The following is a 20,543-nucleotide window of genomic DNA, read 5'->3' as shown; positions in this document are numbered from 1 at the left end:
CAAGAGTCTTCAACAGCGGGCAACAGATAGCTAACGATGGCGTACAGGCACGTACGCCGCGAAACGGGAGTCCGGCACCACATGAACGACCAGCCACAGCCGCAGCCTGAGCCGCAGGCGCCGAGCACCGCGCGCCCGCGGCGGCGCACCGGCTGGCGCCGGCTGCTCCCGACCTGGCGGATGGTGCTCAGCACCTTCATTGGCGCGCTCATGCTGCTCATCGGCCTGTTCGCGCTCGGCTACTTCCTCGTCGAGATCCCCGAGGCGAACGCGGCCGCGACAAAGCAGAGCAACGTCTACCTGTACGCGGACGGCAGCCGCCTCGCCCGCGACGGCGAGGTCAACCGGGAGAACGTCAGCCTCGCCCAGATCTCCAAGGACACCCAGCACGCCGTACTCGCCGCAGAAGACCGGGACTTCTACACCGAGTCCGCCGTCGACCCCCAGGCCATGATCCGCGCCGCCTGGAACACCGTCACCGGCAAGGGAAAACAGTCCGGCTCGACGATCACCCAGCAGTACGTCAAGAACTACTACCTGGCGCAGGACCAGACGGTCACCCGGAAGATCAAGGAATTCTTCATCGCCATCAAGCTCGACCGCGAGGTCAGCAAGGACGAGATCCTCGAGGGCTACCTGAACACCAGCTTCTTCGGCCGCAACGCCTACGGAATCCAGGCCGCCGCCCAGGCCTACTACGGCGTCGACGCCAAGGACCTCACGGCCGCCCAGGGCGCGTACCTCGCCTCGCTCCTCAACGCCCCCAGCGCGTACGACGTGACCGCGCACCCCGAGAACAAACCGGCGGTCGTGGACCGCTGGAACTACGTACTCGACGGCATGGTCAAGAAGAAGTGGCTGACCCCCTTGGAGCGGGCCGGACTGGAGTTCCCGACGCCCAAGGAAGCCAAGGGCTCCGCGGGCCTCTCCGGGCAGCGCGGCTACCTCGTACAGGCCGTCAAGGACTACCTCATCGGCGGCGAGATCATCGACGAGGAAACCCTCGCCACCGGCGGCTTCCGCATCACCACCACCATCCAGAAGGACAAGCAGAACGCCTTCGTCAAAGCCGTCGACGACCAGGTGATGGACCAGCTCGACAAGAAGAACCGCAAGATCGACCGCAACGTCCGCGCCGGCGGCGTCTCCATCGACCCGGCCACCGGCAAGGTCGTCGCGATGTACGGCGGCATCGACTACACCAAGCAGTACGTCAACAACGCCACCCGCCGCGACTACCAGGTCGGCTCCACCTTCAAGCCGTTCGTGTTCACCGCCGCCGTACAGCACGGCTCGACCACGCAGGACGGCCGCCTCATCACCCCTAACACGATCTACGACGGCACCAGCGAGCGGCCCGTCGAAGGCTGGCAGGGCGGCAGGTACGCACCCGAGAACGAGGACCACACCTCGTACGGCCAGATCCCGGTCCGCGAGGCCACCGACAAGTCCGTCAACGCGGTGTACGCACAGATGGCCGTGGACGTCGGCCCCGACAACGTCGTGCAGACCGCCGTCGACCTGGGCATCCCGGCCTCCACCCCCGACCTGACGGCCTCCCCCTCCATCGCCCTCGGCCCCGCCACCGCGAGCGTCCTCGACATGGCCGAGGCCTACGCCACCCTCGCCAACCACGGCAAACACGGCCGCTACTCACTCGTCTCCGACATCACCAAGGACGGCACCGAGAACGCCGTCACCCTGCCCTCCCGCGCCACGGGCGTACGGCAGGCCGTCAGCCGCGAGGCCGCCGACACCACGACAGAGGTCCTACGAGGCGTCGTCGAGGGCGGCACCGCCACCGCCGCCCAGGCCGCGGGCCGCCCCGCCGCCGGCAAGACCGGCACCGCGGAGGAGGACAAGGCAGCCTGGTTCGCCGGCTACACCCCCGACCTCGCCACCGTCGTCGCCATCATGGGCCAGAACCCGAAAACGGGCGCCCACACCCCCCTGTACGGAGCCCTCGGCCAGGCCCGCATCAACGGCGGCGGCTACCCCGCGCAGATCTGGGCCCAGTACACCCAGGACGCCCTCGATGGCACCGAGGTCAAGGACTTCGACCTCCAGGTCCAAGAGGGCGCGGACGAGGAGGAGTTCCCGCCGGAGGACCCCTGGGAGGACCCGCCCTGGGACGGGGGCGAGGAGGACAACGGCGGCACGACGGACGGCATGGACGGCCCCGGCGGACCGGGCGGCTCCGACGGCGGAAACGGCGAGGACGGCGGCACGACCACCGGCGGCGAGGAAACCCCCATCGAGCCACCGTCCCCAACAGCCCCGGACCAGCCGAGCGGCGGCACGACGACCGACGGCGGTACGACGTCCACGGGCGGAACGGACGGAGGAACGCCGACGGTCGGCGGCACGACGGACGGAGGCACGGGGTCGACGGGCGGCGACACGTCTACGGGAGGCGGCGGGGTCACGTCGGGCAGGACGGATGGAGGCGTGACGTTCACGAGGCCCAGATAGCCACGGGCCCATGGCTACTTACGGACCTACGGGCCTACGGGCCGGCTACAGGTACAACCCCGTCGAGTCCTCGGACCCCTCGAACCGGTCCGCCGCCACCGCATGCAGATCCCGTTCGCGCATCAGCACATACGGGACGCCGCGCACCTCGACCTCGGCGCGGTCCTCGGGGTCGAACAGGACACGATCGCCCGGCTCCACGGCCCGTACGTTCTGCCCGACCGCGACGACCTCGGCCCAGGCAAGTCGACGGCCCACCGCCGCGGTCGCCGGAATCAGGATGCCGCCACCGGAACGGCGCTCGCCCTCCGTGGTGTCCTGCCGCACGAGCACTCGATCGTGCAGCATCCGGATGGGCAACTTGTCGTGATGGGTGTTCGCACTCACGCCCTTGAACCTACCTGGCTTTGCGGGGGCCGTACGCGGGAGGGGGCGGGCCGAGGCTCAGCGCTTGCGGCGCCGGGAGCCCAAGGAACCACCGCGCCGAGAGCTCACGGCTCCGCGCCGGGAACCCACGGCGAGCAGCCCGACGACCCCGACCACCACCAGCGCCACCGGCACGATGCGCTCGAGCCGCGGCGCGCCCTCGTCGTTCACCAGCTGGCCCCGCACATCGCTGACCATGCGGTTCACGCCGACGTAGGCGCGGCCGAGGGTGTGGTCGATGTTCGAGACGACCTTGGCCTTCGCGTCGCCGACGATCGTCTTCGGGTGCACCCGCGCGCCGATCTCGTCGAGCGTCTCGGCGAGGGTCTCGCGGCGGCGCTTGATGTCCGCCTCGATCTGCGCCGGAGTTCTGCTGTCCGGCGTGCTCGACGTTTCCGACACCGCGCTGCCTCCAAGGTCGTATGTGGTCATCTGTCCTGGCCGACAGTCTGTCAGCTCCGCTCACCGGACACCCCCCGGGCACCCCCATTACGCTCGGGTCCGTATCCACCACCCCGCAAGGAGACCGAACCGAGATGAGCGAGCGACTCCAGCCCGGCGACACCGCCCCCGCCTTCACCCTCCCCGACGCCGACGGCAACGAGGTCTCCCTGGCCGACCACAAGGGCCGCAAGGTCATCGTCTACTTCTACCCCGCCGCCCTCACCCCCGGCTGCACCAAGCAGGCCTGCGACTTCACGGACAACCTCGACGTCCTGGCATCCGCCGGCTACGACGTCATCGGCATCTCCCCCGACAAGCCGGAGAAGCTGGCCAAGTTCCGCGAAAAGGAGTCCCTCAAGGTCACCCTGGCCGGCGACCCCGACAAGAAGGTCATCGAGTCCTACGGCGCCTACGGCGAAAAGAAGAACTACGGCAAGACCTACATGGGCGTCATCCGCTCCACAATCATCGTGGACGAGGAGGGCAAGGTCGAACGAGCCCTGTACAACGTGCGGGCGGCCGGCCACGTCGCCAAGATCATCAAGGACTTGGGAATCTGAGGAGCCTGCATACTTCCGCACGAGCGGCCCGTACCAGCGTTGTTCACATGGTGCAGAGGGAGACGGGCCAGCGCCAGAACCAGAAGCTGCCGCAGCGCCACAGCCGCCAGCCCGCTACGATGACTGGCGGCTAGCGGCCGTTGCTGAATCGGTATAAGCGAGGGTTTTAGGTGCCCTTGGGAGAAATCCCATGTGGGTTCGAGTCCCACCGGCCGCACGTACACGAAGGGCGCGCACCATCCCGGTGCCGCGCCCTTCGGCGTACTCACCCGCCGGGCGTCAGTCCAACAACTCCCGCAACACCGGCACCAGCCCCCGAAACGCCTTCCCCCTGTGGCTGATCTCGTTCTTCTCCTCCGGGGGCATCTCCGCACACGTCCGCGTATCCCCGTCCGGCTGGAGGATGGGGTCGTAGCCGAAGCCGTGGGTGCCGGCTGGTTCGTGGCGGAGGGTGCCGGGGAGGCGGCCTTCGACTACTCGTTCTGTGCCGTCTGGGAGGGCTAGGGCTGCGGCGCAGGCGAAGTGGGCGGTTCGGTGGGGGTGGGGGATGTCGCTGAGTTGGTCCAGGAGGAGGGTGAGGTTGGCGCGGTCGTCGCCGTGGGAGCCGGACCAGCGGGCGGAGAAGATGCCGGGGGCGCCGCCGAGTACGTCGACGCAGAGGCCGGAGTCGTCGGCGACGGCGGGGTGGCCGGTGGCCTGGGCGAGGGCGTGGGCCTTGAGGAGGGCGTTCTCGGCGAAGGTGACGCCGGTTTCCTTGACGTCGGGGACGTCGGGGTAGGCGTCCGCGCAGACCAGGTCGTAGTGGAGGTCGGCGGCGGCGAGGATCGCCTTGAGCTCGGTGAGCTTTCCGTGGTTGCGGGTGGCGAGGATCAGGCGGGTCATGGCTCTCACAGTAGTCAGGTCATGAGTGGGGGGCGCTCCTCTCGTTCAGGGCGCCCCCCGGTTCCGTAACCCTGGGATCTTCTACGAGGTGCAGACCTTCGTGAGTTCGCCTGCGGCGTCCGTGACCGGGCTGATGTCCGGTGTCTCGTCGCCGTTCTTGATGGATTCGCGGACGTTGGTGACGGCGGTCTGGAGGTCGTCGACGGCCTTGTTGACGTCGGTGTCCTCGGTCTTGTCGCCGATCTCGTTGAGGTTCTTGTCGATGGAGTCGAGCGCTTCGCCGGTCTGCGTCGGGTCGTTCGCCGCGTTTTCGACGGCCTGCTGGAGTTCGGTGACGCTGTCGGCGATGGCGTCGGCGGTCCTGGCGCAGTCCAGCGCCTTGTTGACGGCGTCGCAGCCGGTGGTGAGTCCGGCGGTCAGCGCGACGGCTGCCACTGCGGAGGCGATGGTGATACTGCGACGTCGCGGGCGTCGGCTCGCGGCCATGGAACGGTCCTCCCGTTGCTTTTGCGGGCCTAAGGAGGCCCCGTGTGGTGCGGCGGGGCGTGCAGCGGTGTGCCGTACGCCCGTACTGGTAGGGACGCGGAGACCGCTGCCGTGGTTGCCCGCGGTGCGCGGCCCCTCTCGGTGCGGAATTGACGCGTCCTTTACCTTTCGAGGACCGTATCAAGTGCCTTGCGCTGTACGACAGCGAGTTCTTCGCAGCCTGAAACGGCAAGGTCGAGCAGGGAGTTGAGTTCTTCGCGGGCAAAGGGTTCGGCTTCCGCGGTGCCCTGGACTTCGACGAAGCGGCCGTCGCCGGTGCAGACGACGTTCATGTCGGTGTCGGCGCGTACGTCTTCTTCGTAGCAGAGGTCGAGGAGGGGTACGCCGCCGACGATGCCGACGGATACGGCGCTTACGGTGCCGGTGATGGGCTGGCGGCTGGCCCTGATGAGCTTTTTGGTGCGGGCCCAGGTGATGGCGTCGGCGAGGGCGACGTAGGCGCCGGTGATGGCGGCGGTGCGGGTCCCGCCGTCGGCCTGGAGTACGTCGCAGTCGAGGACGATGGTGTTCTCGCCGAGTTGCTTGTAGTCGATGACGGCGCGCAGGGAGCGGCCGATGAGTCGGCTGATCTCGTGCGTACGGCCGCCGATCTTGCCGCGTACGGATTCGCGGTCGCCGCGGGTGTTGGTGGCGCGGGGCAGCATGGAGTACTCGGCGGTGACCCAGCCTTCGCCGCTGCCTTTGCGCCAGCGCGGGACGCCTTCGGTGACGGAGGCGGTGCAGAAGACCTTGGTGTCGCCGAAGGAGATGAGGACGGAGCCTTCGGCGTGCTTGCTCCAGCCGCGCTCGATGGTGATGGGGCGTAGCTGCTCGGGCGTGCGGCCGTCGATTCGTGACATGGCGTTGAGCCTAGCGGCCTGGAGGGGAGGGGCCGCCTCCGGTAAACGAAAGCGGTCCCTCAGGCCGGCTGGAGCGCGACGGTCCCGCGGGCCGGCTGAAGCGTGAGCGACGCGGCCGGGTCCTGCTGGAGCCCGGTGGCTCACATCATGTCTTCGATGTCCGCCGCGATGGGGTCGGCGTCGGTGCCGATGACGACCTGGATCGCGTTGCCCATCTTGACGACGCCGTGTGCGCCGGCGGCCTTGAGGGCGGCCTCGTCGACCAGGTTCGCGTCCACGACCTCGGTGCGGAGGCGGGTGATGCAGCCCTCGACCTCTTCGATGTTGTCGATGCCGCCGAGTCCGGCGACGATCTTCTCAGCCTTGGTGGCCATGTCGTTCTCCCCTGATCCGGTTGATCCGGCGCGATGTGCCGCGTTGCCGCGTTGTCACTGCGCCGCTGCGCCACATTGCCGCTGCGTCGCAGTAACCCACAGGTCTACACCAGTTTGCAACGGCCGCCAAACACGGGGTTGGCGAGAAAGGAAAAGTGCGGGTTCCTTATCCGCCCTTGACCGTGCTACAACAGGTCTACACCACTGAGTGGTTTAGACCAGGCGGCCGATGGATCATGGGTCGCTCGCATATCGCTCCCATGTCGCTCCGTCGCTCTCACACGGAGACACCACCGTCCCCCCAGGATTCCAGGAGGAAGTTGTGTCCACGGCCAGCGCCGCTCCCGCGGCCGACAAGAAGAAGGGCTCCGGCGCGATGGCTGTCATGCAGCGCATCGGCCGCAGCCTGATGCTGCCGGTCGCCGTCCTGCCCGCAGCCGCGCTCCTGGTGCGCCTCGGCAACGCCGACATGCTCGGCCGCGAGTCGTTCCCCGAGTTCATTACCAAGATCGCCGGCTTTATGTCGGCGGGCGGCAACGCGATCCTCGACAACATGGCACTGCTGTTCGCGGTGGGCATCGCGATCGGGTTCGCCAAGAAGTCGGACGGTTCGACCGCGCTCGCGGCCGTCGTCGGCTACCTGGTCTTCAAGAACGTACTCGCCACGTTCACCGACCCGAACCTGCCGCAGGTGGCCGAGGCCGTCGACGGCAAGGTCGTCATGGTCGACGCGCCCGTGGACGCCAAGGTCCTCGGCGGTGTGGTGATGGGCATCGTCGTCGCCCTGCTGTACCAGAAGTTCTACCGGACCAAGCTGCCGGACTGGGCGGGCTTCTTCGGCGGCCGCCGCCTCGTCCCGATCCTCTCCGCCTTCGCCGGCCTGCTCATCGGCATCGTCTTCGGCTACATCTGGCCGGTCCTGGGCACCGGTTTGCACAACCTCGGCGAGTGGCTGGTCGGTTCGGGCTCTGTGGGCGCGGGCATCTTCGGTGTCGCCAACCGTGCGCTGATCCCGATCGGCATGCACCACCTGCTGAACTCCTTCCCGTGGTTCCAGGCGGGCGAGTACGAGGGCAAGAGCGGTGACATCGCGCGCTTCCTGGCCGGTGACCCGAGCGCCGGCCAGTTCATGACCGGCTTCTTCCCGATCATGATGTTCGCGCTGCCCGCCGCCTGCCTGGCGATCGTGCACTGCGCCCGTCCCGAGCGCCGCAAGGTCGTCGGCGGCATGATGGTCTCGCTGGCGCTGACCTCGTTCGTCACCGGTGTCACCGAGCCGATCGAGTTCACGTTCATGTTCATCGCGCCGGTCCTGTACGCCATCCACGCCGTCCTCACCGGCGTCTCTATGGCGCTGACCTGGGCGCTGGGCATGAAGGACGGCTTCGGCTTCTCGGCGGGCGCGGTCGACTTCTTCCTGAACCTCGGGATCGCGACGAATCCATGGGGCCTGGCCCTGGTGGGCTTGTGCTTCGCGGTGGTCTACTACGTGGTCTTCCGCTTCGCGATCATCAGGTTCAACCTGCCGACTCCGGGCCGCGAGTCGGACGAGGAGCTGGCGGAGCTGCAAAAGGCGGAGGCGAAGTAGGGCTCAGGGCAAGCCTCTGCCCGTACGTACGAGAAGGTCCCCGGAGTCGGACTCCGGGGACCTTCTCGTACGTACGGGCTCTGGATCTCGTATACGAGGATCTCGCATACGTACGGGCTCTAGATCTCGTACGTCACTCGCGGCGTCGCCAGTTCCACCGGACCGGTGTACGTCTCGCGGGCGTCCGCGAGGTTGACCTGGGGGTCCGTCCACGGCGGGATGTGGGTGAGGACGAGGCGGCGGGCGGCGGCGCGGGCGGCGATCTCGCCCGCCTCGCGGCCGTTGAGGTGCAGGTCGGGGATGTTCTCCTTGCCGTGGGTGAACGCGGCCTCGCAGAGGAACAGGTCGGCGTCCCGGGCGAGTTCGACGAGCGGGTCGCAGACGCCCGTGTCCCCGGAGTACGTGAGTGTCCGGCCGCCGTGTTCGACGCGGATGCCGTACGCCTCCACCGGGTGGCTCACCTTCTCGGTGTGCACGGAGAACGGGCCGATCTCGAAGGAGCCCGGCTTGACCGTGTGGAAGTCGAAGACCTCGCTCATGGAGGAGGCGCTGGGGGTGTCGGCGTAGGCGGTGGTGAGGCGGTGCTCGGTGCCTTCGGGGCCGTAGACCGGGATGGGGGCAGCTCGGCCGCCTTCGTGCCGGTAGTAGCGCGCCACGAAGTAGGCGCACATGTCGATGCAGTGGTCGGCGTGCAGATGGCTGAGGTAGATCGCGTCGAGGTCGTAGAGACCGCAGTGGCGCTGCAGCTCGCCTAGGGCACCGTTGCCCATGTCGAGGAGCAGCCGGAAGCCGTCGGCCTCTACGAGGTAGCTCGAGCAGGCCGATTCCGCGGACGGGAACGACCCCGAGCAGCCGACGACGGTGAGCTTCATAAAGCAGAAACCTCCGCTGGCGGGGAGTGAAGTCGGGGGTCGTGCGGTCCGTCGAGCGTAAGGCGCAAAACCTCCGGTCGCTCCTCCATAAGGGGGTCTTGTGGGCGAACTCACCTGCGGCGTCACTGAATCGGGGGTGCTTTCGCCCCTGCCGCCCTTACCCGTCCCATACCAAGGGGCGCTGCCCCTGGGCCCCGCTGGGGCTGCCGCCCCAGACCCCCCTCGGGGCCGCGCCCCAGACCCCGCTCGGGGCTCCGCCCCGGACTCCGGCCATGGGTTGCGCCCCAGACCCCGGCCATGGGTTGCGCCCCTGGACCCGCTCGGGGCTTCGCCCCGGACCCCGTTTCGGGGGCCAGCCCCCGGACCCCCGGTCCTCAAACTCCCCCAGCTACCGCTGGGAGGTGCCCCCAACGGGCTGATTTTGGCCCGGGCTGATGATGGCGCCGCCTCGGTTGAACTCTGCAGCCGAGGCCGGCATTACTCAGCCCGTCCGGCGTTTGAGGACGAGGCCGCTAGGCCGATGCGGGGTCTGGGGCGGCAGCCCCAGCGGGGTCCAGGGGCGGAGCCCCTGGTGGGCTCTGGGCGAAGCCCAGGGGACGATGGGGGTCCCCCCGCTCGAGCGAAGCCGAGAGTGGGGGAGGGTAGGGGCGGCGGGGGCGAAACAACCCCCGCCCCCGCTACGCCCAAAGCTGACCCTGCAGCCTCTCGATGGCCTCCTCCGTCGTCGTCGCCGTGTAGACGCCCGTCGACAGGTACTTCCAGCCGCCGTCGGCGACGACGAAGACGATGTCCGCCGGCTCGCCGGCCTTGACGGCCTTGCGGCCGACGCCGATCGCTGCGTGCAGCGCAGCCCCGGTGGAGACGCCCGCGAAGATCCCCTCCTGCTGCAGCAGCTCCCGCGTGCGCGTCACCGCGTCGGCGGAGCCGACCGAGAAACGCGTGGTCAGGACGGACGCGTCGTACAGCTCGGGGACGAAGCCCTCGTCGAGGTTCCGGAGGCCGTAGACGAGGTCGTCGTAGCGCGGCTCGGCGGCGACGATCTTGACGTCCGGCTTGTGTTCGCGGAGGTAGCGGCCGACGCCCATGAGGGTGCCCGTCGTGCCGAGGCCCGCCACGAAATGGGTGACGGAGGGAAGGTCGGTGAGGATCTCGGGGCCGGTGGTCGCGTAGTGGGCGCCGGCGTTGTCGGGGTTGCCGTACTGGTAGAGCATCACCCAGTCGGGGTGCTCGGCGGACAGCTCCTTGGCGACGCGTACGGCCGTGTTGGAGCCCCCGGCCGCCGGGGACGGGATGATCTCGGCGCCCCACATGGCGAGCAGGTCCCGGCGTTCTTGCGAGGTGTTCTCGGGCATGACGCACACGATGCGGTAGCCCTTGAGCTTGGCGGCCATGGCCAGGGAGATGCCGGTGTTGCCGCTCGTCGGTTCGAGGATGGTGCAGCCGGGCGTGAGGCGGCCGTCCTTCTCCGCCTGCTCGATCATGTGCAGGGCGGGCCGGTCCTTGACCGAACCCGTGGGGTTGCGGTCCTCCAGCTTCGCCCAGATGCGGACGTCGGCGGACGGCGAGAGCCGCGGCAGGCGCACCAGGGGGGTGTTGCCCACCGCGGCCAGCGGGGAGTCGTAGCGCATCAGGGATCAGAGCCCGGTCAGACCATGCCGCCGGCTACCGCCGGCAGAATCGTCACGTTGTCGCCGTCGGTCAGCTTGGTGTTGATGCCGTCGAGGAAGCGGACGTCCTCGTCGTTGAGGTAGACGTTGACGAAGCGGCGCAGCTCGCCGCCGTCCACGATGCGAGCCTGGATGCCCGAGTGGCGGGTCTCGAGGTCGGTGAACAGATCGGCGAGGGTGTCACCGGTGCCCTCCACCGCCTTCTGACCGTCGGTGTACTGGCGGAGGATGGTGGGGATGCGGACCTCGATGGCCATGGTTGCGGGCTCCTGTCGGAAGAAGTCAGGTCGGTGGGCGCGCGACAGCGCGGAATTGCAAGGTGGTACGCGATAAACCGCGCCGCGGCTCTCACAGCAGCCGTACGGCGGCAGGCGGCATCAACAGATGGCGCTGGCGAGTCTGCACAGGTCGACGTGCAGCCGCGCCACGAGCAGCATGCCCGGCGTCTTGTCGCTCACGTCGTGGGAAACCATGGGCTCATCGTATCGATTCCCGGTCCGGGTCCTGGAATGTGATCTCACATCGTGGATGATTTTTGCCCGCATCGCGGGATCAGTAGGCCTGTACGACCTTGACCTCCTCCTCCGTGACCTCGCCCTCGACGATCCGGTACGAGCGGAACTGGAAGTCGCCGAGCCCGTCGGTGTCGGCGGTGGACACCAGCACGTAGTGGGCGCCGGGCTCGTTGGCGTACGAGATGTCGGTGCGGGACGGGTAGGCCTCGGTGGCCGTGTGGGAGTGGTAGATGACGACCGGTTCCTCGTCGCGGTCGTCCAGCTCGCGGTACAGCTTGAGGAGATCGCCGGAGTCGAATTCGTAGAACGTGGGCGACATGGCCGCGTTCAGCATGGGGATGAAGCGCTCGGGGCGGTCCGTGCCCGCCGGGCCCGCGATGACGCCGCAGGCCTCGTCGGGGTGGTCCTTGCGGGCGTGGGCGACGATCTGGTCCACGAGGGCCTGGGTGATGGTGAGCATGCTCGTCAGGATAAGCAGAGGGGCCACCTCGTACCGAGGAGTGGTACGAGGCGGCCCACATGCTGAACTCAATGGCCGCTGAGCTGCGGCGCGGCTCGGATCAGTCGAGCGACTTCGCGGGCTGGGGCTCCTCGGCCACGTCCGGCAGGCCCGCCTTGCGGCGCTTGACGAACTCCAGGAAGGAGTTGAGCTCGCGCTTGACGAAGGGGGTGAGCAGGTAGAGGCCGATGATGTTGAACACCGCCAGCGTGAAGAGCGCCGAGTCGGCCAGGCTGATCAGCGTGTCGAGGGAGAGCAGAGAGCCCGCCACGACGAACACGCTCCACAGGGCCTTGAAGATGGTCTCGCTGGCCTTGCTCTTGCCGAAGAGGTACGTCCACGCCTTGAGGCCGTAGTAGCCCCAGGTCAGGATCGTGGAGAAGGCGAAGAGCAGCACCGCGACGGTCAGCACGTCCGGGAACCAGGGCAATACGGTCGCGAAGGCGTCGGAGGTGATGGTGACGCCGCCGATCTCCTCCGCCTTGCCCTCGCGGGCCTCGAGATAGCTGGGCGGGTTGGCGATGGTGATGGTCAGCGCGGTCATGGTGCAGATGATGACCGTGTCGATGAACGGCTCCAGCAGGGCGACCAGACCCTCGCTCGCCGGGTGCTTGGTCTTGACCGCGGAGTGGGCGATGGGGGCGGAGCCCAGACCGGCCTCGTTGGAGAAGGCGGCACGCTGGAAGCCGACGATCAGGGCGCCGAGCACACCGCCGGTGACACCGGGGGCGTTGAACGCGCCGTCGATGATGTCCTCCACCGCTTGGGGCACCGCGCTGATGTTCCCCACGATGACGACAATGCAGGCCACGATGTACAGGCCGGCCATCGCCGGGACGAGCTTGCTGGTGACCGAGGCGATGGAGCGGATGCCGCCGAGCAGTACGAGGCCGACCAGTGCGGCGACGACCAGGCCGAAGAGGACGGCACCGGCGGAGGAGGCCATGAAGCCGTCCTCGCCGCCGAAGGTCGAAGCGACCTGCGCGTAGCTCTGGTTGGTCTGGAACAGGTTGCCGCCGAACAGGCCGAAGAAGAGGATCATGATGGAGGCCAGTACGGCGAGCACCTTGCCGAACTTGGCGCCCCCCTTACCGAAGCGCTCGGCGAACCCCTTAGGCAGGTAGTGCATCGGTCCGCCGGATACGGTGCCGTCCGCGTGCTCCTCGCGGTACCTCACACCGAGGGTGACCTCGACGAACTTGGTGGCCATACCGAGCAGGCCGCAAAGGATCATCCAGAAGGTGGCGCCGGGGCCGCCGATGGAGACGGCGACGGCGACACCGGCGATGTTGCCGAGGCCGACCGTGCCGGAGACGGCGGCGGTCAGCGCCTGGAAGTGGTTGACCTCACCGGGCGAGCCGTCCTCGTCGTACTTGCCGCGCACGACATCGAAGGCGAGCTTGAACCTGCGTACCTGGATCAGCCCGAACCAGGTGGTGAAGACCAGGCCCGCGATCACGAGCCAGGCGACGATGAGCGGAAGCTCGGTGTCGCCGACGGGCACGGCATAGAAGACGAAATTGCCGACATGCTCGGCGACGGGTTCGAAGAAATCGCTGACGGCGTCGTCGATGGAATTGGTGACGGACTCGAGTGACATGAGGTCTACCTCGGCAGTGCAGGGAACGTGCTGGCGTGACGCAGCAGTTGGGGGGACACGTAAGCAGCGGTGGGGGGACAGGTAAAGGGCCGGTGCGCGCATGGCAAAGGCCGACCCACGAAGGAGTCAGGAAGTCGTATCACGTTCACCACGGGGCCTTGAGTGACCCAAATCACGCAAAGCTGCCCCTGGGGCGCAAACCTCCAGGGGCGGTAACGGGATCGTTATCCGGAATTGAGCGTCTTCTGAGCGAACACCAATTCCTTTGCCTCACGGCATAAGCGTTTCGACGAGCGTCTCCTGGAGCCCGCCCAGCCACAGATACGCCATCACCATCGGCTTGCGCGGATCGTCGTCCGGCAGCCGGTAGAGGAGGTCGGTGTCCTCCTCGTCGACGACGTCGAGCCGGGAGCCGATCGCGAGCCGCAGGTCGTTGAGGGCGCCCAGCCACTGCTGGGACTCCTCCGTCGACAGCTTGAGTACGGCCCCGCCCTCGCCGGCCGAGGCGAGCGCGTCCAGGGAGCGGATCACGGCAAGAGCGTTGTCCCGCTTGCCCGCGCGCAGGTCGTTCTCGGTGAAGCGGCGGAACTCCGCGGAGTACTGGCGCTGCTCCTCGGCCTGCTCGGGCGAGGTGGCCTCTACGTCGGGCCCGCTGTAGGCGTCGGGGAAGAGGCGTTGCAGTACGGGGTCGGCGGGCGGCTCACTGGGGCCCTCCGAGAACAGCTCGGCGAGCGGGTCCTCGGTGGCGTCCTCCGCGGGTCCGGGACCGATGAGCTCCAGGAGCTGAACCGCAAGCGAGCGGATGATGGAGATCTCGACCTCGTCGAGGGCGACGGCCGCGCCGCCGCCGGGGAGCGGTTCGAATTGTCCTGGCATGGAGTGAGTTCGCTACTTCCGGTCCTGCTGGAGGGTGGCCCACAGACCGTAACCGTGCATGGCCTGCACATCGCGCTCCATCTCCTCGCGGGACCCGCTGGAGACGACGGCACGGCCCTTGTGGTGGACGTCGAGCATGAGCTTGGTGGCCTTGTCCTTCGAGTAACCGAAGTACGTCTGGAAAACGTACGTCACATAGCTCATGAGGTTGACCGGGTCGTTGTGCACGATCGTGACCCAGGGGACATCCGGCTCGGGTACGGCGGAGACCTCCTCCGCCGACTCGGTCTTTTCGATCTCTAGAGGTGCGGGAGCCGTCACATGGCCCATGCTGCCACCAGAGGGGGGTACGCGGCCAAACGGCCCCGGCGGGAACGCCGTACGGAAGGCGCCGTGAACCTCACATCGCAGAAATCGTCAGAGTGACGAGATTGGCGGTATCATCCATTGCCATGCTGCATAAACCGGGGGACAACCCCCGGACCCCCGGCCGACCCCGGGGCACCGGAGAGTCACTGCGAGGAGAGCTTTCGTGGGTGTAGCGGAGCTTGGGTTGCCTGTGGACGTCCCGTCGACAGCGCTCTTCACGGATCACTACGAGCTGACCATGCTGCAGGGCGCCCTCGCGGGCGGCACCGCCGAGCGTCGTTCGGTCTTCGAGGTCTTTACGCGGCGGCTGCCCGAGGGACGGCGCTACGGCGTCGTCGCGGGCACCGGGCGAGTCCTTGACGCGGTCGAGAACTTCCGGTTCGACGCGGATGTGCTCGGCTTCCTGCGCGAGCGCCGCGTCGTGGACGAGCCGACCCTCGAGTGGCTGTCCTCGTACCGCTTCAGTGGCGATGTGTGGGGCTATCCCGAGGGCGAGGTCTACTTCCCCGGCTCGCCGATCCTGCGCGTGGAGGGCACCTTCGCGGAATGCGTGCTCCTAGAGACGGTGATCCTGTCGATCCTCAACCACGACTCGGCGATCGCCGCCGCCGCCTCCCGGATGGCCTCGGCCGCGGCCGAGCGGCCGCTGATCGAGATGGGCGCCCGGCGCACCCATGAGCTGGCCGCCGTGGCCGCCTCCCGAGCGGCGTACGTCGGCGGCTTCACGACCACCTCCGACCTGGCCGCGGGCTTCCGCTACGGCATCCCCACCGTCGGCACCAGCGCCCACGCCTTCACGCTGCTGCACGACAGCGAGCGGGACGCTTTCCAGGCCCAGGTGCACTCGCTGGGCCGGGGCACGACGCTGCTGGTGGACACGTACGACGTGGCCGAAGCCGTACGGACGGCCGTCGAGATCGCCGGTCCCGAGCTCGGTGCCGTGCGCATCGACTCCGGTGACCTGCTGCTGGTGGCGCACCGGGTGCGGCAGCAGCTCGACGAGCTGGGCGCCTCCGACACGAAGATCGTCGTGACCTCGGACCTGGACGAGTACGCGATCGCCTCGCTGGCCGCGGCGCCCGTGGACGCGTACGGAGTGGGCACCCAGCTGGTGACGGGATCCGGCCATCCGACGTGTTCGATGGTCTACAAGTTGGTCGCCCGTGCCGAGTCGGCGGATCCGCAGGCTCCGCTCGTGCCGGTGGCGAAGAAGTCGATGGGCGGCAAGACGTCCATCGGCGGCCGGAAGTGGGCCGCGCGGCGACTGGACGAGGAAGGTGTCGCAGAGGCCGAGGTGATCGGCACGGGCACCGTTCCGGCGGAGCTGGCGGACCGTCAGCTGCTGGTGGAGCTGATAAAGGGCGGCGAGGTCGTCGCCCGCGAGGCCCTGGATGTCGTACGGGAACGGCATGCGGCGGCCCGCGCCAATCTGCCGCTGTCCGCGACCCAGCTGTCCCGCGGGGAGGCGGTGATCCCGACCGAGTACGTCTGAGCACGCCCGCGTACGCCCGATGCGTGCGCCTGGGTACGCCCGATTGCGTCCGGCATGTGGGAAGTTCAGGCCAGGGCGTATCCGGCACACAACTCCGGACAGCCTCACCCCGAAGACGAATGAACCGGCGGTGAGGGGGAACAGCAAGGCCAATGCCCGCCCCGGGGCCCCGTATGGGGGTAGGACCTACACAACTTGAGGACACGACCATGCGCCGCGCACTGATCGTCGTCGACGTGCAGAACGACTTCTGCGAGGGAGGCAGCCTCGCCGTGCCCGGAGGGGCAGACGTGGCCGCCGCCATCACGGAGCTGATCGGGCAGGCGCCCGCCGGCTACCGCCATGTCGTGGCCACCCGCGACCACCACATCAACCCGGGCGACCACTTCTCCGAGAACCCCGACTACGAGCACTCCTGGCCCAAACACTGCGTGGCCGGCACGGAGGGCGTGGGCTTCCACCCGAACTTCGCCCCGGCGGTCGCCTCCGGCGCGATCGACGCGGTCTTCGACAAGGGCGCGTACGCCGCGGCGTACAGCGGCTTCGAGGGCGCCGACGAGAACGGCGTCACGCTGGCGGACTGGCTGCGTGCCCGCCAGATCACCGAGGTCGACGTGGTCGGCATCGCCACCGACCACTGCGTCCGCGCCACCGCGCTGGACGCGGCCCGCGAGGGCTTCCGTACGAACGTGCTGCTCGACCTCACGGCCGGAGTGGCCGAGGAGACCACCGAGCGGGCCCTGGAGGAGCTGCGCGAGGCGGGTGTGGAGCTCACCGGGAAGCCCATCGTTTAGCCGGTTCAGCTGGCTTGGCGGGCTTGGCGGGTTTGGCGAGCTTGGGAGCGGCGGGCCTGGAAGCCTGCGCGCCGGGAGCCGTACGCCGCTTCAGGGCGCGGATCGGGCGCCACAGCTCCGTGGTCGTGGCGGTGGTGTCGCCGCCGGGTGGCGTGCGCCATATGAGGCCGTCGGGATGGTGCAGGACCGCGGTGATCTCGTCGGGCGTCGGCGGCTCGGCGTTGCCGCGCAGATAGACCGCCCGCATGCCGAGGTTGCGTACCCGCGTCAGCGCGCGGGCCCGGTTCTGAGCGTGCACGAGTATGCGTACGCAGCCGGTGCCGCCCATGGCGGAGGGGGTGGGCAGATTCAACGCCACCACCACACTGCCGTTCGGCAGCTTGCAGAAACCTCCTACGGCCACATCACACCCCCGTGAGAAACACTGTCAATAAGAGAGCCACAGCAGGCACCTAAACACGATCGGCCGCCAGCCGCCAGAGGCCTCTGGACGATCATGCGCTGACCTGCCGGAACGTCATTTGTTTCGACTTGGTCAAGGCCGTCGCCGTGATCATCGAGGCATTACGAGGCTCCTCTCCGGGCGTGATCTTGATGCCGGTGTCAGTTATCCGCCACGAAGCGCCGCGTGGTTGGTGCAGCGCTCAACCGGCGCGCCGGACCGTCCAGTTGGTGGACTCCATGACTCCGTGCGCCCCCCGTGCAACGGCACCGTGTGTTAGGTCACGCTTACCGCTGGTTCCACTCGGGCAGACAGCCGATAGAGTCGGCTGGCGGCGCGCTGGAGATCAGCGGATTGCCAAGTCGAGACCGTTGTCACCCCCTGATTCGTATCCGCAACCTCCCCCTTGGCGAGAGGCACGGGGGGAGACCCCCGACCCGAGGAACGCTCATGCCTCGTCCGACCGCCGCACAGCTCGCCTACGGCTCCTGCACCGTGATCTTCTCCACCCTCGCCATGCTGCTGCTGTCTCAGACGAGTTCGGGCCCGGGAATCGCGGTGATCGCGCTCTCCGCTCTCGCCCTCGGCCTACTCGTGGCCATGACGGTGCCCGTTCCGAAGAAACCGGCCGCACCGGTCGCCGCGCCCGTCGCCGCCCGGCAGCGTGTCGCCGAATCCGTTCCGGTCGCCAGCGGCAGCGAGCGCTGACCGCGCCGCTCGGCTCACACCGAACCGCCCGACTCAGCCGGTGCTGACCACCACGGTCTTCGCCGGCTTGTCGTGCAGACCCTGCTTGTAGGGCTTGTCGAAGAAGCTCCAGCCGCCCGTGATCGCGGTCCAGATGCAGGCACAGCAGAACGCGAACGGCAGCCACAGGACCAGCGCCCGGGTCAGCGAGTTCTGCCAGGAGGGCGTCGAGCCGTCGTTGAGGTTCGCCACCCGCATACGGAACAGCTTCTTGCCGAGCGTCTGCCCGTCCCTGGCGGTCAGGACGGTGTCGTACGCGACGTAGAGCACCGCGGCGATCACGGACTGGCCGAGGGACTCGCTGTACTGGACGGTCCCGTTCTCCGTGCCGTAGTCGGTGGCGCCGAACGCCCACGCCAGCAGCCATGACACGGCGCCCACCAGGATCATGTCGATGATCCGCGCCAGTACGCGCTTGGGGCTGTCGCCGAGGGGCGGCATCCCGGCGAGGGGTTCGTTGCCGTACGGGCCACCGCCGTAGGGGTCGCCCGCGTACGGCGGGGGTGTGGTCCCCTCGCCCTCCGGGCCCTCCGACGGAGTGCCGTACGGAGAGCCGCCGCCCTCGCCGGGTGGCGGCTGACGCTTCTTGAACGGATCGTCTTCCGGGGGAGGCGGCGGCTCGGTCGTCATACCTCGAGTCGACCGCGAAGCTACCGGCGACGCAATGGGCGGGGAGCCGTCCGGGCTAGCTGCTTCCCAGGGGCCGCGGGCGGGTGGTGCGGGGGTCGCCTCGTGGGTCGGCCCCCGGCTCCACCGGCACCTCAGCCCATTGCGTCAGCCCGCTACGAACGTGTGCGCCGCCTTGTCGTGCCAGCACTGGCGCCACGGGCGGTCGAACAGGCCCCACAGGACACCCAGGACACCGATGCCGAGGAGTCCGGGGACGCTGTAGACGAGCCAGCGGCGCAGGGCCGCGCCGAACGTCGGGGGTTCGCCGCCCTCGATGTCCCGCACCTGGAGACCGCACAGCTTCTTGCCGAGCGTACGGCCCCACTTGGCGGTGGGCAGCGCCTCGTACAGGACACCGAAGAGCAGCATGACGGCGAGGACGATGCCGAGGTACGCGCCCGTCGTGCCGTCCAGCAGCCAGACCGTGACGGTCTCGCCGGACAGCTTGGCCGCGTCGATCTTGTCGTTGACGTGGTCGAGGGCTCTGATGCCCAGCGGCACGGCAGCCGCGCCCGTGACGGCGCCCAGGATCAGCGAGTCCACGAACCGGGCGACCAGCCGCTTGCCGAGCCCGGCGGGACGCGCGGACGCCTGCGCCCGTGCGGCGGCCTGGAACGGGTCCTCGGACACCGGCTTCCAGGGGACGACGGGCGGCTCGTTCTCGGCCCCGGCGAGGCGGTGCACCTGCTGCGCCCAGGAGGGCTGCCCACCGCCGACGCCCGGCGCCATGGGGGTGGACGACTCGGGCGTAGAAGGTGCGGAAGGGGTCGAGGGTGTGGCGGGAGAGGCCGGGGAGTCCGTGGACTGGGCGGGTACGGCAGGGCTCTGCGTACCGGCCGTCGAGGCGGAGGCGCCCTGGGCGAGACCCGTGTGGGCGGCGGCGGTCGGGCTCCCCGCGGCCGGGGCCTCTGTGGCCGGTCCTGTGCCGCCCGCGGTCGGGCCCGGGACCTGCGGGTCGCGCAGCTGCCGCTGCCGCGGTGTGACGGCCCGGAACGCCATCGTGCCCTCGGAAGCGAGAGGGTTACGGGCCTTGGGGACGCCGGAGGCTCCACCGTTGGACCGCGGCGAGCCGGACCCGGGCGAGGCGTCCTGGCGCGCTCCGGACGGCTTCTCCTCCGAGCCCGCGGCCGGTCGCACCCGCCCCGTGGGTCTGCGGAACCGGACGGTGCCGCCGGAAGCCGGAGGCTGCGCGTCCTGGACGTCCCCGGTGTCCCGGGGCTTGTCCTCGATGCGGTCCTCGGACTTGGGCGCGCGGAACGTGACCGTACCGTCGGTGTGCTCGGACCTGCCCTCCGGCTGGGCCGGCTCGGACGGTACGCGCGGGTCGGCTGGCGAACCCCAGGAGACCCGGCGGTCCTGCTCACCGCCGAAACCGGTCTGCCGGGAGCGGTCGGCGCCCCACGCGGCCGCGGGCTCGGGCCTGCTGCCGTGCTGGGCCTCGGCGGGCGAGGGGGCCGCGGCGGGCGGGTCCTCGTCGAAGAAGTGCGGGCCCGTCTCCTCCGTGGCGCCGGGGCCGTTAGCGGTGGCGGCCGGAGCCGCGCGGCCACCGGGTGGCGTCGGCAGCGACTCGCCGGCGGACGGCGCCGGGCGGCTGGTGCCGGGCACCCACGAGGCACCGTTCCAGTACCGGACGTATCCAGGAATGGACGGGTCCGGGTAATACCCTTCGCGGGGCCTGTCGTCGCCGGGGGCCGGGGTTGGGGCGCTCATGTCCGTCGTCCCGTATCTGCTCGGGGGTCGTTTGGGGGATCCACATCTATCAGACCGGAGCAACGGTCACGTCCGGTCCGCCAGTACCTACCCCGTTCGGGCAAGGTTCCGCCACGCCTTCCCGAATACCGGACTGCTCACACACCGGACCGCTCAATAT

22 protein-coding genes, 1 tRNA gene and 1 pseudogene are annotated in these 20,543 nt (G+C 68.9%); 7 read left to right on the top strand and 17 right to left on the bottom strand.

Going from position 1 to position 20,543, the window contains the following annotated elements; genetic code table 11:
• Positions 1-81 precede the first annotated feature (81 nt).
• Positions 82-2,472, top strand: a complete 2,391-nt coding sequence (locus tag ACQEVY_RS29470) for a transglycosylase domain-containing protein (protein WP_432952391.1) — start codon at positions 82-84, stop codon at positions 2,470-2,472.
• A 45-nt stretch (positions 2,473-2,517) separates the two neighbouring features.
• Here ACQEVY_RS29470 and ACQEVY_RS29465 read toward each other — a convergent pair whose 3' ends face one another.
• Entirely contained in the window at positions 2,518-2,859 is a 342-nt protein-coding gene (locus ACQEVY_RS29465) for a GroES family chaperonin (protein ID WP_328828255.1), read from the bottom strand.
• Between the two features lie 57 nt (positions 2,860-2,916).
• On the bottom strand, positions 2,917-3,330 hold the full coding sequence (locus tag ACQEVY_RS29460) for a DUF3618 domain-containing protein (RefSeq protein WP_432952390.1): 414 nt from the start codon (positions 3,328-3,330) through the stop codon (positions 2,917-2,919).
• Between the two features lie 104 nt (positions 3,331-3,434).
• Between ACQEVY_RS29460 and bcp the strand changes: the two genes are divergently transcribed.
• Both bcp and ACQEVY_RS29450 read left to right on the top strand, forming a co-directional pair.
• The gene (bcp, locus tag ACQEVY_RS29455) at positions 3,435-3,902 is read left to right on the top strand and encodes a thioredoxin-dependent thiol peroxidase (RefSeq protein WP_432952389.1); all 468 of its coding nucleotides are present in this window, start codon (positions 3,435-3,437) and stop codon (positions 3,900-3,902) included.
• Positions 3,903-4,035: 133 nt separating this feature from the next.
• Positions 4,036-4,119, top strand: a tRNA-Leu gene (locus tag ACQEVY_RS29450).
• Between the two features lie 62 nt (positions 4,120-4,181).
• Here ACQEVY_RS29450 and rdgB read toward each other — a convergent pair.
• The 4 genes from rdgB to ACQEVY_RS29430 all read right to left on the bottom strand — a co-directional run bounded on the left by rdgB (position 4,182) and on the right by ACQEVY_RS29430 (position 6,543).
• Positions 4,182-4,784, bottom strand: a complete 603-nt coding sequence (gene rdgB, locus ACQEVY_RS29445) for an RdgB/HAM1 family non-canonical purine NTP pyrophosphatase (protein ID WP_432952388.1) — start codon at positions 4,782-4,784, stop codon at positions 4,182-4,184.
• Between the two features lie 81 nt (positions 4,785-4,865).
• Positions 4,866-5,270: a hypothetical protein gene (locus tag ACQEVY_RS29440; protein WP_432952387.1), complete on the bottom strand. Its 405-nt coding sequence runs from the start codon at positions 5,268-5,270 to the stop codon at positions 4,866-4,868.
• A 161-nt stretch (positions 5,271-5,431) separates the two neighbouring features.
• Positions 5,432-6,169 carry a ribonuclease PH gene (rph, locus tag ACQEVY_RS29435; RefSeq protein WP_432952386.1) on the bottom strand — a complete coding sequence of 246 codons (738 nt, stop codon included), beginning with the start codon at positions 6,167-6,169 and terminating at the stop codon, positions 5,432-5,434.
• Between the two features lie 140 nt (positions 6,170-6,309).
• On the bottom strand, positions 6,310-6,543 hold the full coding sequence (locus ACQEVY_RS29430) for a glucose PTS transporter subunit EIIB (protein WP_432952385.1): 234 nt from the start codon (positions 6,541-6,543) through the stop codon (positions 6,310-6,312).
• A gap of 322 nt (positions 6,544-6,865) precedes the next feature.
• Here ACQEVY_RS29430 and ACQEVY_RS29425 point away from each other — a divergent pair, with 322 nt between their 5' ends.
• The gene (locus tag ACQEVY_RS29425; RefSeq protein ID WP_432952384.1) at positions 6,866-8,131 is read left to right on the top strand and encodes a PTS transporter subunit EIIC; all 1,266 of its coding nucleotides are present in this window, start codon (positions 6,866-6,868) and stop codon (positions 8,129-8,131) included.
• 119 nt (positions 8,132-8,250) lie between these two features.
• Here the strand turns inward: ACQEVY_RS29425 and ACQEVY_RS29420 are convergent, their stop codons facing one another.
• The 8 genes from ACQEVY_RS29420 to clpS all read right to left on the bottom strand — a co-directional run bounded on the left by ACQEVY_RS29420 (position 8,251) and on the right by clpS (position 14,490).
• Positions 8,251-9,003, bottom strand: coding sequence for an MBL fold metallo-hydrolase (locus ACQEVY_RS29420; RefSeq protein WP_165344311.1), 753 nt, complete (start codon positions 9,001-9,003; stop codon positions 8,251-8,253).
• 677 nt (positions 9,004-9,680) lie between these two features.
• Entirely contained in the window at positions 9,681-10,631 is a 951-nt protein-coding gene (locus tag ACQEVY_RS29415; RefSeq protein ID WP_432952383.1) for a PLP-dependent cysteine synthase family protein, read from the bottom strand.
• A 17-nt stretch (positions 10,632-10,648) separates the two neighbouring features.
• Entirely contained in the window at positions 10,649-10,927 is a 279-nt protein-coding gene (locus tag ACQEVY_RS29410) for a MoaD/ThiS family protein (protein ID WP_432952382.1), read from the bottom strand.
• A gap of 120 nt (positions 10,928-11,047) precedes the next feature.
• Positions 11,048-11,143, bottom strand: coding sequence for a putative leader peptide (locus tag ACQEVY_RS29405; protein WP_004000920.1), 96 nt, complete (start codon positions 11,141-11,143; stop codon positions 11,048-11,050).
• A 79-nt stretch (positions 11,144-11,222) separates the two neighbouring features.
• Positions 11,223-11,645: a Mov34/MPN/PAD-1 family protein gene (locus tag ACQEVY_RS29400; protein WP_432952381.1), complete on the bottom strand. Its 423-nt coding sequence runs from the start codon at positions 11,643-11,645 to the stop codon at positions 11,223-11,225.
• Between the two features lie 100 nt (positions 11,646-11,745).
• The gene (locus tag ACQEVY_RS29395; RefSeq protein ID WP_432952380.1) at positions 11,746-13,284 is read right to left on the bottom strand and encodes an alanine/glycine:cation symporter family protein; all 1,539 of its coding nucleotides are present in this window, start codon (positions 13,282-13,284) and stop codon (positions 11,746-11,748) included.
• Between the two features lie 270 nt (positions 13,285-13,554).
• Positions 13,555-14,160 carry a DUF2017 domain-containing protein gene (locus ACQEVY_RS29390; RefSeq protein WP_328771264.1) on the bottom strand — a complete coding sequence of 202 codons (606 nt, stop codon included), beginning with the start codon at positions 14,158-14,160 and terminating at the stop codon, positions 13,555-13,557.
• A 12-nt stretch (positions 14,161-14,172) separates the two neighbouring features.
• The gene (gene clpS, locus ACQEVY_RS29385) at positions 14,173-14,490 is read right to left on the bottom strand and encodes an ATP-dependent Clp protease adapter ClpS (protein WP_328771263.1); all 318 of its coding nucleotides are present in this window, start codon (positions 14,488-14,490) and stop codon (positions 14,173-14,175) included.
• 202 nt (positions 14,491-14,692) lie between these two features.
• Between clpS and ACQEVY_RS29380 the strand changes: the two genes are divergently transcribed.
• Together ACQEVY_RS29380 and ACQEVY_RS29375 are read left to right on the top strand one after the other, a co-directional pair.
• Positions 14,693-16,021 (top strand): nicotinate phosphoribosyltransferase, encoded by a 1,329-nt coding sequence (locus ACQEVY_RS29380; RefSeq protein ID WP_432952379.1) that lies wholly within the window; start codon positions 14,693-14,695, stop codon positions 16,019-16,021.
• A 209-nt stretch (positions 16,022-16,230) separates the two neighbouring features.
• Positions 16,231-16,815, top strand: coding sequence for a nicotinamidase (locus ACQEVY_RS29375; RefSeq protein ID WP_328771261.1), 585 nt, complete (start codon positions 16,231-16,233; stop codon positions 16,813-16,815).
• 67 nt (positions 16,816-16,882) lie between these two features.
• Here ACQEVY_RS29375 and ACQEVY_RS29370 read toward each other — a convergent pair.
• Positions 16,883-17,218: pseudogene (locus tag ACQEVY_RS29370) on the bottom strand (hypothetical protein); the annotation flags it as partial.
• Between the two features lie 489 nt (positions 17,219-17,707).
• Here ACQEVY_RS29370 and ACQEVY_RS29365 point away from each other — a divergent pair.
• Positions 17,708-17,965 carry a hypothetical protein gene (locus ACQEVY_RS29365; protein WP_432952378.1) on the top strand — a complete coding sequence of 86 codons (258 nt, stop codon included), beginning with the start codon at positions 17,708-17,710 and terminating at the stop codon, positions 17,963-17,965.
• Positions 17,966-17,998: 33 nt separating this feature from the next.
• Here the strand turns inward: ACQEVY_RS29365 and ACQEVY_RS29360 are convergent, their stop codons facing one another.
• The gene (locus ACQEVY_RS29360) at positions 17,999-18,634 is read right to left on the bottom strand and encodes an RDD family protein (protein ID WP_432952377.1); all 636 of its coding nucleotides are present in this window, start codon (positions 18,632-18,634) and stop codon (positions 17,999-18,001) included.
• Positions 18,635-18,778: 144 nt separating this feature from the next.
• A complete protein-coding gene (locus ACQEVY_RS29355) occupies positions 18,779-20,383 on the bottom strand; it encodes an RDD family protein (RefSeq protein ID WP_432952376.1) in 1,605 nt (534 codons plus the stop codon).
• Positions 20,384-20,543 lie beyond the last annotated feature (160 nt).

This window comes from Streptomyces sp. CA-288835 (genome assembly GCF_050936385.1).
GTDB lineage: Bacteria > Actinomycetota > Actinomycetes > Streptomycetales > Streptomycetaceae > Streptomyces.
This window is presented reverse-complemented; position numbering and strand designations above follow the sequence as displayed.

Excerpts from the sequence above, each read along its gene's own strand:
- ACQEVY_RS29390 (WP_328771264.1), bottom strand. The coding sequence starts at position 14,160 with ATGCCAGGACAATTCGAACCGCTCCCCGGCGGCGGCGCGGCCGTCGCC.
- ACQEVY_RS29395 (WP_432952380.1), bottom strand. The coding sequence starts at position 13,284 with ATGTCACTCGAGTCCGTCACCAATTCCATCGACGACGCCGTCAGCGAT.
- ACQEVY_RS29400 (WP_432952381.1), bottom strand. The coding sequence starts at position 11,645 with ATGCTCACCATCACCCAGGCCCTCGTGGACCAGATCGTCGCCCACGCC.
- ACQEVY_RS29460 (WP_432952390.1), bottom strand. The coding sequence starts at position 3,330 with ATGACCACATACGACCTTGGAGGCAGCGCGGTGTCGGAAACGTCGAGC.
- ACQEVY_RS29470 (WP_432952391.1), top strand. The coding sequence starts at position 82 with ATGAACGACCAGCCACAGCCGCAGCCTGAGCCGCAGGCGCCGAGCACC.
- bcp (WP_432952389.1), top strand. The coding sequence starts at position 3,435 with ATGAGCGAGCGACTCCAGCCCGGCGACACCGCCCCCGCCTTCACCCTC.
- ACQEVY_RS29420 (WP_165344311.1), bottom strand. The coding sequence starts at position 9,003 with ATGAAGCTCACCGTCGTCGGCTGCTCGGGGTCGTTCCCGTCCGCGGAA.
- clpS (WP_328771263.1), bottom strand. The coding sequence starts at position 14,490 with ATGGGCCATGTGACGGCTCCCGCACCTCTAGAGATCGAAAAGACCGAG.
- ACQEVY_RS29430 (WP_432952385.1), bottom strand. The coding sequence starts at position 6,543 with ATGGCCACCAAGGCTGAGAAGATCGTCGCCGGACTCGGCGGCATCGAC.
- ACQEVY_RS29440 (WP_432952387.1), bottom strand. The coding sequence starts at position 5,270 with ATGGCCGCGAGCCGACGCCCGCGACGTCGCAGTATCACCATCGCCTCC.
- ACQEVY_RS29375 (WP_328771261.1), top strand. The coding sequence starts at position 16,231 with ATGCGCCGCGCACTGATCGTCGTCGACGTGCAGAACGACTTCTGCGAG.
- ACQEVY_RS29415 (WP_432952383.1), bottom strand. The coding sequence starts at position 10,631 with ATGCGCTACGACTCCCCGCTGGCCGCGGTGGGCAACACCCCCCTGGTG.
- rph (WP_432952386.1), bottom strand. The coding sequence starts at position 6,169 with ATGTCACGAATCGACGGCCGCACGCCCGAGCAGCTACGCCCCATCACC.
- ACQEVY_RS29360 (WP_432952377.1), bottom strand. The coding sequence starts at position 18,634 with ATGACGACCGAGCCGCCGCCTCCCCCGGAAGACGATCCGTTCAAGAAG.
- rdgB (WP_432952388.1), bottom strand. The coding sequence starts at position 4,784 with ATGACCCGCCTGATCCTCGCCACCCGCAACCACGGAAAGCTCACCGAG.
- ACQEVY_RS29405 (WP_004000920.1), bottom strand. The coding sequence starts at position 11,143 with ATGGTTTCCCACGACGTGAGCGACAAGACGCCGGGCATGCTGCTCGTG.
- ACQEVY_RS29410 (WP_432952382.1), bottom strand. The coding sequence starts at position 10,927 with ATGGCCATCGAGGTCCGCATCCCCACCATCCTCCGCCAGTACACCGAC.
- ACQEVY_RS29365 (WP_432952378.1), top strand. The coding sequence starts at position 17,708 with ATGCCTCGTCCGACCGCCGCACAGCTCGCCTACGGCTCCTGCACCGTG.
- ACQEVY_RS29355 (WP_432952376.1), bottom strand. The coding sequence starts at position 20,383 with ATGAGCGCCCCAACCCCGGCCCCCGGCGACGACAGGCCCCGCGAAGGG.